11 protein-coding genes are annotated in these 14,074 nt (G+C 34.7%); 6 read left to right on the forward strand and 5 right to left on the reverse strand.

What is annotated here, in order from left to right; translation table 11 throughout:
• Positions 1–158: 158 nt before the first annotated feature.
• The 4 genes from GJV85_RS07310 to GJV85_RS07325 all read left to right on the forward strand — a co-directional run bounded on the left by GJV85_RS07310 (position 159) and on the right by GJV85_RS07325 (position 2,678).
• Entirely contained in the window at positions 159–1,352 is a 1,194-nt protein-coding gene (locus GJV85_RS07310; RefSeq protein ID WP_207560736.1) for a hypothetical protein, read from the forward strand.
• The gene (locus GJV85_RS07315) at positions 1,339–1,548 is read left to right on the forward strand and encodes a hypothetical protein (RefSeq protein ID WP_207560737.1); all 210 of its coding nucleotides are present in this window, start codon (positions 1,339–1,341) and stop codon (positions 1,546–1,548) included. The genes GJV85_RS07310 and GJV85_RS07315 overlap by 14 nt, the downstream gene beginning before the upstream one ends.
• 13 nt (positions 1,549–1,561) lie before the next feature.
• Positions 1,562–2,170 carry a hypothetical protein gene (locus tag GJV85_RS07320; RefSeq protein WP_207560738.1) on the forward strand — a complete coding sequence of 203 codons (609 nt, stop codon included), beginning with the start codon at positions 1,562–1,564 and terminating at the stop codon, positions 2,168–2,170.
• Positions 2,171–2,246: 76 nt separating this feature from the next.
• Entirely contained in the window at positions 2,247–2,678 is a 432-nt protein-coding gene (locus GJV85_RS07325; RefSeq protein WP_207560739.1) for a bacteriohemerythrin, read from the forward strand.
• Here GJV85_RS07325 and GJV85_RS07330 read toward each other — a convergent pair.
• Complete coding sequence (locus GJV85_RS07330) at positions 2,675–4,054, reverse strand: dihydrolipoyl dehydrogenase family protein (protein WP_207560740.1); 1,380 nt, start codon at positions 4,052–4,054, stop codon at positions 2,675–2,677. The two genes, GJV85_RS07325 and GJV85_RS07330, sit on opposite strands and share 4 nt — an antisense overlap.
• A 184-nt stretch (positions 4,055–4,238) precedes the next feature.
• Here GJV85_RS07330 and GJV85_RS07335 point away from each other — a divergent pair, with 184 nt between their 5' ends.
• Both GJV85_RS07335 and GJV85_RS07340 read left to right on the forward strand, forming a co-directional pair.
• Complete coding sequence (locus GJV85_RS07335; RefSeq protein ID WP_207560741.1) at positions 4,239–5,603, forward strand: circularly permuted type 2 ATP-grasp protein; 1,365 nt, start codon at positions 4,239–4,241, stop codon at positions 5,601–5,603.
• A 1-nt stretch (position 5,604) separates the two neighbouring features.
• A complete protein-coding gene (locus tag GJV85_RS07340; RefSeq protein WP_207560742.1) occupies positions 5,605–6,264 on the forward strand; it encodes an alpha-E domain-containing protein in 660 nt (219 codons plus the stop codon).
• 35 nt (positions 6,265–6,299) lie between these two features.
• Here the strand turns inward: GJV85_RS07340 and GJV85_RS07345 are convergent, their stop codons facing one another.
• The 4 genes from GJV85_RS07345 to GJV85_RS07360 all read right to left on the reverse strand — a co-directional run bounded on the left by GJV85_RS07345 (position 6,300) and on the right by GJV85_RS07360 (position 14,072).
• Positions 6,300–7,211, reverse strand: coding sequence for a transglutaminase family protein (locus GJV85_RS07345; protein WP_207560743.1), 912 nt, complete (start codon positions 7,209–7,211; stop codon positions 6,300–6,302).
• 2 nt (positions 7,212–7,213) lie between these two features.
• Positions 7,214–9,709, reverse strand: coding sequence for a circularly permuted type 2 ATP-grasp protein (locus GJV85_RS07350; protein ID WP_207560744.1), 2,496 nt, complete (start codon positions 9,707–9,709; stop codon positions 7,214–7,216).
• Complete coding sequence (locus GJV85_RS07355; RefSeq protein ID WP_207560745.1) at positions 9,710–13,078, reverse strand: transglutaminase family protein; 3,369 nt, start codon at positions 13,076–13,078, stop codon at positions 9,710–9,712. It abuts the gene before it with no gap.
• Positions 13,079–13,220: 142 nt separating this feature from the next.
• Complete coding sequence (locus GJV85_RS07360; RefSeq protein WP_207560746.1) at positions 13,221–14,072, reverse strand: transglutaminase family protein; 852 nt, start codon at positions 14,070–14,072, stop codon at positions 13,221–13,223.
• Between the last annotated feature and the right edge of the window lie 2 nt (positions 14,073–14,074).

A 14,074-nucleotide genomic window follows, 5' to 3' on the forward strand; every position in this document is an offset into this window, starting at 1 on the left:
AAAATATAATTAACAGCTGAAATATATAGCAACAAAATATAATTTTTTATTTTATAGGAGAGTATTCCAGTTTAAACTTAATAATTAACTTTTTAATGAATCGACTTATTTAATTGAAAGTGTGTAGGATTTGAAAAAAATATAAAGGGTCTCTCTGTATGGAACAATTTAATGTCGCTCAAGCTATAGAAGAGTTCATGCATCCAACCGTATATACAGGTGTTAAACCCATTTTTATTGTTGCTGAAGCATTACCAACAGAACTAAGTGTTGGTCAAGTTGTTGAAGCAGTTTGGATTAGTGTCAACTCCAACAAAGAGTTTAGCTATATATCCAAGTTCGCAGTTTCGGGAAAAATAACTTTGGGAAAGTACTATAAACAGGATGAAATGGAGCCATTTCATGGAAGAGTCGCACTTATAAATAATGAGAACTTAGAAAATGTAGCGTTACATCGAAATAGTATAAAACAGATAGAAGAGTTAGAGAATAAAAGATTTAAATTACTCGGTGAAATAAACAAAGAGTTTGATAATCTCTTAAACCTGCATTTACAAAACGAAGAGTTATATCTCTTTGAAAAAAAAGATGCGAAATGGTTAGACTTAGATTTACAAGACAAAGAGCTTAACCTCTTTGAGAGTAAGAATGTAAAATGGGATGAGGAACTCTTTAGCGATTTAGATATTAACACTCCCTACAGAGTTATAAGTGTTCAAAAAATCTCTACAGAGCTTCATCTATCTCTTGAAAATTTAAAAACAGGAAAAATAAAAGAGTACTCAAACCCAGATAAATTTTACGGATACTTTATTGGGTCTCAAGCCGACATAGCAGGTCTTAAACTAAAGAGTCAAAGTTATTTAGCCAGTATCGTATCCTTACAAAACGATGCCAGAGCTCTTATGAAAAAAATACAGTGGTTGGACTTAGATGATTTGCAGGTAAAAGAGATTACTCAAAATCTACCTAAATATCCATTTGAGGATTATTTTCTTTATGTCAAAAAAGAGAATGTTCGAAAATTAGATGTATCGGATGAGCTAGTTAAAACTCTTAAAGAAATCATACTAAAACATATGCCCGAAAATGACACACCTTTAGGCATGGTTTACATTCCTATAGATAAACTTATTTATCTATTTCATATGATAATTTCTAGAGATGAGGCACTCTCAGCTTTAGAGATGTGTGATATAGTTTATGAGCCTCCCGGAGTATTACTAGGATATAGTGGTGAACGTAAAACGCCACCTAAGTATTTAGTGCCTATTGCTCATGTGGCGTATGCATATAAAAGTCTTCCTAGCTTTATGAGTGTATGTAGGAGTTTTAAAGATGAAAACAAATAATACAAAAACAGAAGTTCAAAATAAAAAGTTAAAAAACTATCAAGAGTTTGTAGAGACTATCAAAAGAACTCCAGAAGATGAGAGACAACTGGGCATAAAGGCAGCTGCTAAATATATAGAGTATATAAAACTGCATGATAAAGAAGCATACAAAAACTATTTGAGCTATTCTACATATCTAAAGACATGCATTTAAAACAAGGACATTGATGATCGAAACATATTTTTTAGGCCTTATAGCGCAGTTGATTCTCGCTATATCTATACTTCCATATACTATAAGTATTTTTCGTGGCACTGTAAAACCAAACCGAATCTCTTGGTTTATCTGGAGTATTATCGGTTTTGCTTTTTGGTTGATTACTCCCTCAACAGCAGACGAAGTCACAAAAATGCTAACGGTGATTTTCATGGTAAACCCAAGTATAATTTTTATATTGACAATTTTTAAAGGAGAAAATATAAAGCCAGATAATCTGGAAAAATTCTCCTTAATCATAGGTATAACGGCAATCTTAATTTGGTATATTTTTAAGGATGATTCAGGATTACTTCCAATCATCATTGCAATAATTGCCGACTTTTGCGCGCTTATACCTACATTGCGTTTTGTATTTAACTCTCCTCATGAAGAGAGACCACTTGCATGGATACTCTTTTTTCTAGGTTCTTTAATCGCTCTTTTTGCGATAGAGGCTCATACTCTTGAGAGTATGATGTTACCTGCATATATGACAGTCGGTTCATTTTTCGTTGTATTTCCATTAGTACTTTACAGGGTGAAAATGAAGATTCCTCTTAAAAACTGGATTATTTGAGCTAAGTCAATAGATTTATAACAAATCTACAATATAATGTCTGCACATTTAAATATACTTTTTATAAAGGATTACTATGGGTATGATTTATGCCGAACAAGTTGAATATATGAGTGTTGAGACTATGCAGCAGACACACGAAAGTGAGATTAAAATTCTTAATGACATCGATAAGTTGGCTATAGGTCTAGATAGAGGAACTGTCGAGCTAAGCGAATTAGAAGCGAAAATCGATGAATACATTGAACATGTAACTGAGCATTTTGCAAGTGAAGAGCGATTGATGCTAGAGTATAACTTTCCATCTTATGACATGCATAAAACGGCACATGATATGTTTTTAGCTGACCTACAGTATGCTACGGTACAGTGGAAAGAGTATGGACAGATTAAAAAAATCATCAACTTCGTACGTAAAACTCCAGAATGGATAGTCATGCACGTCAACTCAGTCGACGCACCAACTGCAGACTATATTGCGAGAAAACTGCAGCAGAGTGAAGCTTAGGTACTACTCTTTAGATTATACTTTTTAACAGCGCTTATAACTTTAATAGCTGCAGGAAGTAAAGACTCGCTCAACGCGGGATGTATATAAATCATATCTTTTAGATGGCGAATGTCATTATCTATATGCATCACGGCAAGAACTTGATGCATCATCGTAGCAGACTCTGGTCCTATCATATGACATCCCAATATCTCATATGTGTCGGGATTGATTAAAAACTTTGTTCTTGGATACTTAAGTCTTGTCGACTGTGCTTTTGCACTAGCTAACCAATCTGTCGTATTGGCTACATACTTTATATTTGCTTCTTGAAGTTTTTTCTCACTCATACCCACACTGGCAATTTCTGGATCGGTAAATACTCCGTGAGGCATATACTTAAAACGAACCTTACTCTTTTCTCCTTCTAAAAGCACCTTAGAGAGATGATTTACCTCATATGCCGCAGCATGCTGTAGCATATATTTTCCGTTAGCATCTCCAACCACATAAACGCCATCTACCGTTGTTTGTAGGTCTTCATCACTTACTATGTAGCCTCTCTCGTTTACTTTTATATCTGTATTTTCAAGTTTTAAACTTCCCGCATTAGACTCTCTTCCCGTAGCGTAGAGTAGTCTGTGCGTTAGATGCTCTTGTTTTTGCCCATTTGAATTTAGCAAAGTGAGTTTAAAGCTATCCTCTTGATAGTCTATATCTTCTATTGTCGTGTTAAATGCCACATCAACATTTTTTGTAAACTCTTCTTTAAATATATTAGAGATATCTTCATCTTCGTTACCCAGAAGCGTTTCATTTCTCACTAACATTTTCGTCTCTATGTCTATAGCATCAAAAAAGTTTGCCAACTCACAGGCGATAAAGCCTGAACCTACTATAGTTATAGACTTAGGGATATCTCCAAGTAAAGGAAAAACATTGTCACTAGTCCATGCTTTTTCATGTGCAGGTGCAATTGGTTTTGTACCAGTTGCTATGACTATTTTATCTGCTTGGAGTTTTCTACCGTTTACTTCAACTACATAGTTTGAGAGAAAACTTCCCTCTCCATATATCACTTCTACATTTTCATTGAGCCTTCGTGCATATGCCCCATCTATAGAGTCTATATATCTGTTTGTTTTTTCAAATATCTTTTTTTTATCTATATTTTCTATTTTTGAGTCTATAAAGTGTCTAGCAGACTCTTTAATCCCTCGAGCGACATTGGCATAACCAATGAGTAGTTTTGAAGGAACACAGCCTCTACTTGGACAAGTTCCACCTAATGTAGACTTCTCTATCAATGCAACTTTTCTACCTGCCTTACCAGCATTTACAGCGAGTCCACTCGCTCTACCTGCCCCAATAATTATTAAATCAAATTTTTCCATTTTATTTCCTATCTTGTAGTGAATACTATTTTTATTATAACACTTTTACTTACTTTGCATCAAAAAATATAAAAAAGATACTTAAGCACTATTTTGATTATTAAATAAACAACTATTTTATTTAAATAAGCTAATATATAGCTATAATAGTATTGAAAGAAATATATTAGATTGGAGTCATTAAATGTTAGAAAAGTCAACTGAGCTTCACACAGAGTTTTGGAAAATTTTCGATGAGCAAGATAGAGGAAAAATAAATGAATTCAAAGAGTATATGGATAAGTTTGCAGTAAATTACAATCTTTACAAAGATGGTAATTTTATAGAGCAATCTCTACCTTTTGATATCGTACCTCGCATTATTTCCAAGAAAGAGTTTGCAAAAATAGAAAAAGGGCTTATTCAAAGAGTTACAGCACTTAACCTTTTTTTAGAAGATTTATACACAGATTCCAGGATAGTAAAAGATGGTGTAATTCCTCAAGCCTTTATAGATAGCGCTAGTGGTTACTTAAAAGAGTTTGTTGGTTTTTCACCATCTAAAAAGTTAAGAACGCATATCAGTGGAATAGATCTTGTAAAAGATTCAAAAAGTGATGAATGGATAATTCTAGAAGATAACTTGAGAGTGCCTAGTGGTTCTAGTTACCCTCTTTCCATTAGAAACACTTACAGAAAGATTTACCCAGACTTTTTTGAAAAACTAAAAATTCAACCAATTAAAGACTTTCCTAAAATTATTGGAAGTGCAATGGACTACTCAAACACTGGTGGCATAAATGTTTTACTAACGCCAGGTAGATTTAATTCTGCTTACTATGAGCACAGTTATCTTGCAGAAAAAAGTGGTGCGTTACTTGCACGTCCACATGAACTTGTAGTGATTGATAAAAAAGTATATTTTAAAAACTATAACGGTAAAAAGATATTGGTTGGCGCAATATACAGAAGACTTGATGACGATTTTTTAGATCCTAAGTTTTTCAATCCTGAGAGTCTCATAGGTGTTCCTGGTCTTATTGATGCATACTTAGCTGGAAATGTTGCACTTATGAATGCAATAGGAAATGGTGTTGCCGATGATAAAGGAATCTATTATTTTGTACCTAAAATGATAAAGTACTATTTAAATGAAGAGCCTATATTACAAAACGCACCAACATACCTTCCATACTTCAAAGAAGATATGGATTATGTCATGAACAATATGAATAAACTAGTTATCAAAGATGTAGCTGAAGCTGGAGGTTACGGCGTTTTATTTGGACACTCTATGACAGAACTTCAAATAGAAGATCTAAAGGTTACTATAAAAAACAACCCTAGAAGATTTATAGCGCAAGAACTTGTAGAATTTTATGATGAGAAATGCTTTATCAACAATGAACTAGTAGATAGAAAAGCGGACTTTAGAGCTTACGTGGTCATGGGTGAGGATGTAAAAGTTTGGCAATGTGGACTTACTAGATATGCACTTGAAGAAGGAAACTATCTTGTTAACTCTTCTCAAGGTGGCGGTTTTAAAGATACTTGGGTAATGGAGTTATAATATGAATCACTTAATAACGGCAAACGTAGCTACAAACTTATACTGGTTAGGCAGATACTTAGAGAGAATGGTTGTAACGCTAGATGAAATTTTAGTTGCATATGACAAAATTATAGATGTTGATAAAAATGCGGGAAAAGAGCTTTATAAGAAATTTGATATTGAGCTTGAATATACAGACGCAATCGACTTCTTACAAAAAGCAATATTTGGAGAGCATAGTGCGAACTTACTCTCTGCAGTTCAAAATGCGAGAGAGAGTGCTATCATCAGTCGTAATCATCTTCATAACAATGCTTTTGGCGAGACAATAGAACTCCATGCACTATTTCAAAGTGCATCTAATTCTCCCGTACTTGTCGATTATAAACTACTCGATACCGCACACTCGCTTATTCGCGAGATTTGGGGTAGTGTATCAAAAAGAGAGTATAGATCAGGACGTCTTCTGTTTTTTAGATTAGGTAAACTCGTTGAAGAGGCAGATTATCGCATAAGATTTAATTTACCAGATGACATGACGGTTAGTGTAATCAAAGATATTGATCATATTCTTAAAAGTTTAAATGAAGATTATATACCTGAAGAAATTGACACTACGGATATGGTTAAACTTTTAAATCAAGTTAATGAAAGAATAGACAAAGTAATTGTCGATTAAAAATAGTAGTACAGCTATGTACTATTACTATACTTCTAAGTAGAGGCCTGTGTTATAGTCTCTACTTTTCTAACATCTACCATAACTGAAAGCTTACTGTTACCACTACTAAATACAACGCCCTTTAGAGGTGAAATATCATTATAGTCTCTACCTGAACCAAGAACAATATGTTGCTCTTTTGGAATAATATTGTTTGTTGGATCAAACTCAGCCCACCCTGCATTTGGAATATAAAGTGCAAACCATGCATGTGAAGCGTCCGCTCCAAAAAGTTTTTCTTCTCCCTCTTTAGGAAGTGTCTCTATATACCCACTCATATATTTAGCAGGTAGGCCTATGCTTCTAAGTGCAGAAATTGCAAATTGTGCAAAATCTTGACATACACCTTTTTTTGCTTCAAAAATTGTTTCTACATTTGTAGTTATATTACTAAAGCCAGAGACAAACTTAAAATCATTAAAAATTCTCTGCATAAACTCATTTGCAGCCTCAAACATATCTCTATCTTTTCTAAAAGACTCAAGTACATAATCTTTGATTGCTTGTGAGGCATATGGAATTAGGTCAGATTCAAATAAATACTGCTTAGCCAATACATCGTCAACATGAAATTTAGAGAGCCTCTTAAGTGCTTCTTCATAAGTGATACTATGTATCTTTAAACTTGCTAGATGCTCTTCTACTAAAGATGTAGATATCTCTACTGTTGATTTTCCAATAACACTAAATGATTTATGAGGTTTACGTATGAGCATATGAATATTTGTATTCTCATACATATCTATAAACTCTGAAGATTCATATGCGGGGGGAGAAACTTCCATCTCAAAAGATAAAAGTTTTTGAGCATAAGTATCTTTTGGTTTGAGTCTTGTTAAATTATGACTAAAGGTTACATCATTTTGGTATGAAAATTCTGTTTTATGGTAAATGTTATATATCATAGTTACTCATCATTGTGTGAAAAATAGGTATTTGAAAACTCATCGGAGCACTTAAGTGTAAGGTCGGACAGTTCAGATAAAATATCATCCAATTCCGTATATACACCATCTTCTTCTTTTATATTAATCAGGGCTTGTAGGTTTATCGTATTGAGTATTTTTTGTACTTTAATGATAGTATTTTCGTATGAAGTTAAACTCTCTTTTGCTTTTGGCAATAGCTTAAAGTCATCTAAGAGTGCTTGCATAATGTATGAGAGTGATTTTGGAAACTGTGGATTTAAAATTAAAAAATCTAAAACATTTTCTAGAGTTAAAGAGCTTTTATAGTGTGCTCTATATGCATTAAACCCTTCTACGGAGTTAAGCATTCCTGTAAGTACATCACTGCTTATTGATTTGTCAACTTTTATACAGAGTATTGATTTAGCTTTGGAGATAAGTAGAAGTGCATCTTCTATTTTAAAACCTATTTCAAATAAGATAAGACCTTGTTCTTTAAAAATACTCTCATATACAAGCTGTTTGTAGGCCATTTGATAGATAAGAAACTTATCTAATTCTCCAGCAATAACTAAGGTAGAATCATTTTTTCTGTTGGCAAAGGCATACCACTCTTTATTTGCTTTGTCAAATAATTTCCAAGACTCTAATGTTAAAAGATCCTTGAGATTTATATTTGCATTTGAGAGCATTGATATCGTCATAGACAAAGAACCTGAACGATTTATATCTTTAATTACAGAGCTTATCTCTACCATAGGAAAAATCTCTAAGTTCTCTTTGTTTTCTAAATCAAAAAAGCCTGGATATGTCATTGTCATATGTGTAAGTGCATTTTGTAAAATCACTTGTGACTCCTTAGATGTCACAATTTCATATCTATAAAAGTTTGTAATTTTTTTGATTACATGAAGTATTAGCCTAGTCGTAGCTATAGATCTTGAGAGATATCGTCCAAGCCAGAAGAGATTTTCCGCTTTTTGCGTAGAGATATTTTCAATGGATGTTTCAACAAAAGGCACATATTTGATTGGTGCCATTGGAATATTTTCTTCTTCCTCTTCACCTAGTATCCATAAATCTTTACTTATACCACTATTTTTTGATGAAACTAAGAGACTATCTTTATGTGCAGCAATTCGGACCAGTCCACCATTCATTACAGTGTAGTCATCACCTTTTTTTATTGAGAATGCTCTAATTACGGCGTTTCTAGGTTCGATTTTATTTTTATTAAAATATGGAACGGTAGAGAAGCCAATCTCTTCTTGTGCAACATATTGATGAGGATTTTGAATTAACTTAGAGATAAGTTGCTCTTTTTGTTCCACTGAGAGGTTTTTACCAAAGTAAATCTGTATCTCTTCTGTCCTATCAATTTTTTTAACGATAAGAGTATCTAAGTTTTTTATAACGAAATCAAGCTCTTTTTTTTGCCCACACCACCATGTAGCAATTTGAGGAAGAATCAAATCCTCTTTTAGAAAAAATTGAGATATTTTTTTCATAAAAGGGTTTAGTCCAATGTTCTCTAATATCGCACTACCTATTGGATTAATCATATTTAGATTATTATTTCGCATTGCGTCTAAAAGTCCAGCAACACCTAGCTGAGATTCACTTTTAAGCTCAAGAGGATCACAAAACCTGTCATCTACTCGTCGCAGTAATGTATTGATTTTTTTAAGGCCACCAAGACTTTTTGCCCAAATAAACCCATCTTTAGCGAGTAAATCAGCTCCTTGTACCATATTTATCTCTAGATAAGAGCTAAGATATGCTTGTTCAAAGTAAGTCTCATTATAAGCACCTGGAGTAAGTAAAGCGGCTGTTGATGTATCTCCACCAGTCAATTCTCTAAGAAGTGCTTTGTAGTCTTGAATAAATGAGTAGAGTTTTTTGGTTGAGATATTAGGATAAAGCTCGTTTGCAACAGAGTTCATTGTAAGTCTATTCTCTATAGCATATCCAAGACCGGAAGGTGCCTGAGCCTTATCGCTAACAACCCACATTTTTCCATCTGGACCACGTGCTATATCTGTCGCATAAAAGTAGAGATTAAAATCTTCCTTCTTACCAAAGTTGAAAACTTCTGTAAGAAAACCTTTATGAGCAAAGATAACTTCAGCGGGAACGATATTCTCTTTTATAAGCTTTTGCTCTGAATACAAATCTTTGAGGATGAGATTAAATAATTTTGCTCTTTGTTTGAGACCTTTTTTTATCTCGCTCCACTCCTCTTCTTTAACAACAAAAGGGATAGGATCAAGACTCCAAGATCTACTTGTAGGTTTTTCGTTACTATCAAAAACATTATATGCTACGCCATTATCTTCAAGGTGCCAATCTATTTCGTCTTGCTTCTCTTTTAAAAGTTCTAGTCCTGACTCTTCTATCCCTTTTACTACTTCACTCCAAGACTCTTTAACGTTTCCCTCACTATCAAATACTTCATCTAGTGAAGACTCTCTAGAATAACCCTCAAATATACTCATTTACTGTTTGGCCCACTTTCTTCTTAAGTCTAATGTATGAGGGTACTCTATACTCTGAGTAACCTCTTGGAAAAGAAATACTTCACTATCTGGTTTATCTTTTAGAAGTACGGCTCTTTTTGTGCCACTCAAATCAGTCATGTTTTGTTTGACTACTGTTGAACTTACATATTCAACAGGACCTTGGGTATGGTTAAACTCAAAAAATCTATTACCTCTGCGAGATTCGGCTTCATTTGAATTTACAGGAAATGTCTCATACGTTCTACCACCAGGATGAGAAACGTGATAAGTCATCCCTCCAATAGATCTTTGGTTCCATTTGTCCACAATATCAAAAGTTAATGGAGTATCGACTCCAATAGTAGGATGAAGTGCAGACCATGGTTGCCATGCTTTATACTTAATGCCAGCCACAAATTCACCTTCAATGCCACTAGGACTCAGTGGAATAACGACTGAATTACAAGTCAGCACATAGCGTTCAGGTATAAAGTTATTTACTTTTACTTGCACTCTCTCAAGTGAAGAATCAACATATCTTGATGTACCTTGAGAGCTACTCTCTTCGCCTAAAACATTCCATGGCTCAATTGCTCCACGAAGTTCCATATGGACATTTTCAACTGTCGCCATTCCATAAAGAGGAAATCTAAACTCAAAGAATGGATCAAACCAGTCTAGTTTAAAATCATAACCTTCATTATTTAAATACTCAACAATGTCTTTCATATCTTCTTTAACATAATGCTCAAGTAAAAACTGATCGTGTAGTTGAGTACCCCAACGAACAAGTTTATGCTTGTATGGTTTTCTCCAAAAGAGTGATACTAAAGTTCTAATCAAAAGATTTTGCAAGAGTGCCATTCTAGGATGTGGTGGCATATCAAAACCACGAAGTTCTAAAATACCAAGTCGACCAGAACTAGAGTCGGGCGAGTAAAGTTTGTCTATACAAAACTCTGAACGGTGAGTGTTTCCAGTTATATCTGTTAGCATATGACGGAAGAGTCTATCTGTCAACCAAAATGGAACTTCTTCATCTTGTGGAATCTGAGAAAATGCAATCTCAAGTTCATACAAGTTATCAAGTCTTCCCTCATCCACACGAGGTGCCTGAGAAGTTGGACCAATAAAAGCACCTGAAAATAGATACGAAAGACCTGGATGGTGTTGCCAAAAAGTTATAAAACTTCTAAGAACTTCAGGACGACGAAGAAGTGGACTGTCTTCTGGTTTCATACCACCAATAGTGACATGGTTACCTCCACCCGTTCCGGTGTGTTTTCCATCAAGCATGAACTTTTCAGTTCCTAAACGCGACTCTTTAGCGTCTTTATAAAGCGTAAATAGATTATCGCTTAGATCTTTCCAAGAAGTAGTCGGATGAATATTCACCTCAATAACGCCAGGATCCGGGGTTACTTTAATAGTCTCTAGTCTTAAGTCGTGAGCTGGTTCATACCCTTCTATTACTACTTTGATATTAAGTGATTTTGCAACCGCTTCAATAGAAGCGATAAGTTCTAAGAAGGCTTCAGTATGATTTAATGGTGGTAAAAATATATAGAGTTTTCCCTTACGGATTTCAATATTTAGTGCCGTTCTTACAAAAACTGCATCTGGGTCATTTTCTATAGTAATAGTGTCAGCTTTTTTACATCTTTTTTTTGCATCTTTTCTAAACTTATCTAACTTACCGACTTCTGCAAATAGATCAGGCTCTGGATGTGTTGCTAATTCATTTTCTGGGTTTTCTATAAGGGAAGACATAGGTAGTCTTAAACCTAAAGGAGAATCTCCTGGAATTAAAAACAGGTGAGCTCTTCTAAAGGCCCATCCAGAACTCATCCACTCTTTCTCACCATAATTTAAAGGCAGAACAAACCCTACTGGTTTACTCAGTCCCTGTGAGAGAACTCTCGCTATGTTTTTTCTCTCTATAGAATCATCTATGTCACATTTTAAAGGGTCTACGTCTAAAGGAAATTCAGCCTCTTTCATTATATAGTGCATTGGGTCTTCATAAGCGCTAATTACGTTTTCTTTACTTACTTTAAGAGTGAGTGCTAATTTTTCTATGAAATTTTGAGCATCTTCATTTGTATACTCATAACTCTCATTCATATTTGCAAAAAGAGATGGGTCTTTCCATATTTTTTTCTTATCTTTTCTCCAGATTATGGAAGTTTGCCATCTTGGAATAGGCTCACCAGGATACCACTTTCCTTGAGCATAATGAAGCATTCCTCCCTTACCAAACGAATCTAAAAGTTTTCTAGAGAGTGTGTCGGCAAGTGCTCTTTTTTCTGGGCCATCAGCTCCAGTATTCCACTGTTCTGACTCCATATCATCAATAGAAACAAACGTAGGCTCTCCACCCATAGACAATCTAACGTCATTTTCTTCGAGTTCTTTGTCTACGTCAAATCCAAGTTGATAAATTGCGTCCCATTGATCATCTCTATAAGGTTTTGTAACGCGAGGCGACTCAAAGATTCTAGTTACTGTGTTTGAAAATTCAAACTCTGTTTCACATTTGTCACTTAAGCCTTCTATGGCATGAGCAGCATCATAGTGTGCAGTACAAGCTAGAGGAATATGACCCTCCCCAGCAAAAAGTCCACTTGTTGAATCAAGTCCAACCCAACCAGCACCTGGAAGATAAACTTCCGTCCAAGCGTGAAGGTCGGTAAAGTCTTCTTCAGGACCACTAGGACCATCAAGAGATTTCTCATCCGCTTTAAGTTGCACTAGATATCCTGAAACAAAACGTGCTGCAAGACCTAAAGAACGTAGTACTTGAACAAATAACCATGCATAGTCTCTACAGCTACCTAGTTTTTTATCAAGCGTGACTTCACAAGCTTGAACGCCAGCTTCAAGACGTACAGTATATTTTAAAAATTTATAAATTTCTATGTTCAAGTAAACCAACATATCATTTATTTTTCTTTTTTTAAGATCAAGTTTTTTGAGAAACTTTTTAAGTAATTTTCCTTTTTCTGTTATCTCGAAATAAGGCTCTAACTCTTTTTTGAGCTCTTTTTTATAAGTAAAAGGAAACTCTTCAGCATACTCTTCAACAAAAAAATCAAAAGGATTGATAGAGACTAAATCAGCGATTACCTCTACATCTATGCCAAACTCTTTTACTTTTTCTGGAAAAACTATTCTCGCGAGATAGTTACCATAAGGATCTTGCTGCCAGTTTATAAAGTGATTTTCTGGAGTAATTTTTAAAGAATAAGCGTCAATTGGCGTTCTACTGTGTGGTGCAGGACGTAATCTTATTGTATGAGGAGAAAGTGATATGTACTTATCATACTTGTAGTGTGTTTTATGAGAGAGGACAACTTTTAATGACATGATATTTCCTTTGATATTTCAGATATTGTATCATTTAACATTTTGCATAATTATCATAAACTGCTTAAAAATTAAGAAATCCGTTTAATCATGAAATAATACTATATAAAGCTTATAAAATGCCACTAAACAATACTCTTTTTTAACACTTAGTTACCCAGACTCCTACGTCAAGAGTAGATTTGGCCACACCTGAGAATGAACCCGATATTGGGGGAACAGACTCGGCTAGTCTAGCTACCGCAACAGGAATATGGTCTTTACCAACGATATCCCCTATAGTAGGGTCAAATCCTTTCCATCCTCCGCCGGGTATATAGACTTCAGCCCAAGCATGAGTTGATCCTATCTGGTCTAACATTAGCGGTGCATGAAGATATCCACTTACAAAACGCGATGCTAAACCTAAACACTTAACGCACTCCATAAAAAAGAGCGCAAAATCACGGCATGAACCTGAACCAAGAGAGAGAGTATCCTTAACAGTTTGAACGCCGGGTTCTTCTCTGACCGTATAAGACATAGTATTATAGATATTAGCCGCTATTCTTTGTAATAATGAATAGGTCTCAATATTTTCGCCATATTTATATAGACTAAAAATCCAGTTGTTTAGGAGTGTTCTATCTTCTATGTCTGGAAGAGTCATATAGGGTGAGAGTAAAAACTGCTCATCAGCTTTGTACTCAAAAGGATAATTAATGGCATAATCCGCGACAATAAAATTTAGAGGTGATTCATTATACTGCTGAATAATCACCTCACTCTCGATTATGCACTGTTGAGTAGACTCTTTAAAGTTAGCTATAGCTACGGAATTATCTTCAACATCTCTATGCCACAATATTTCTGCTTTGGGTACGCAGTTCAAACTAAATGACTCTATACGAAGCTCGTGACCTTCTCTTGGACGTAAGAGTAAATTATGCAAGCCAAGAGTTACGTTAGCAGAGTAGTTGTAGTAAGTACGGTGAATAATTTTATAACGCTGCATAT

Origin of the sequence: Sulfurimonas aquatica (genome assembly GCF_017357825.1) — a bacterium.
Taxonomy (GTDB): Bacteria; Campylobacterota; Campylobacteria; order Campylobacterales; family Sulfurimonadaceae; genus Sulfurimonas; species Sulfurimonas aquatica.

What these genes read in the sequence shown, in the direction of transcription:
- GJV85_RS07360 (WP_207560746.1), bottom strand. Translation starts at nt 14,072, where the DNA reads ATGCAGCGTTATAAAATTATTCACCGTACTTACTACAACTACTCTGCT.
- GJV85_RS07345 (WP_207560743.1), bottom strand. Translation starts at nt 7,211, where the DNA reads ATGATATATAACATTTACCATAAAACAGAATTTTCATACCAAAATGAT.
- GJV85_RS07325 (WP_207560739.1), top strand. Translation starts at nt 2,247, where the DNA reads ATGGGTATGATTTATGCCGAACAAGTTGAATATATGAGTGTTGAGACT.
- GJV85_RS07340 (WP_207560742.1), top strand. Translation starts at nt 5,605, where the DNA reads ATGAATCACTTAATAACGGCAAACGTAGCTACAAACTTATACTGGTTA.
- GJV85_RS07335 (WP_207560741.1), top strand. Translation starts at nt 4,239, where the DNA reads ATGTTAGAAAAGTCAACTGAGCTTCACACAGAGTTTTGGAAAATTTTC.
- GJV85_RS07315 (WP_207560737.1), top strand. Translation starts at nt 1,339, where the DNA reads ATGAAAACAAATAATACAAAAACAGAAGTTCAAAATAAAAAGTTAAAA.
- GJV85_RS07350 (WP_207560744.1), bottom strand. Translation starts at nt 9,709, where the DNA reads ATGAGTATATTTGAGGGTTATTCTAGAGAGTCTTCACTAGATGAAGTA.
- GJV85_RS07320 (WP_207560738.1), top strand. Translation starts at nt 1,562, where the DNA reads ATGATCGAAACATATTTTTTAGGCCTTATAGCGCAGTTGATTCTCGCT.
- GJV85_RS07355 (WP_207560745.1), bottom strand. Translation starts at nt 13,078, where the DNA reads ATGTCATTAAAAGTTGTCCTCTCTCATAAAACACACTACAAGTATGAT.
- GJV85_RS07310 (WP_207560736.1), top strand. Translation starts at nt 159, where the DNA reads ATGGAACAATTTAATGTCGCTCAAGCTATAGAAGAGTTCATGCATCCA.
- GJV85_RS07330 (WP_207560740.1), bottom strand. Translation starts at nt 4,054, where the DNA reads ATGGAAAAATTTGATTTAATAATTATTGGGGCAGGTAGAGCGAGTGGA.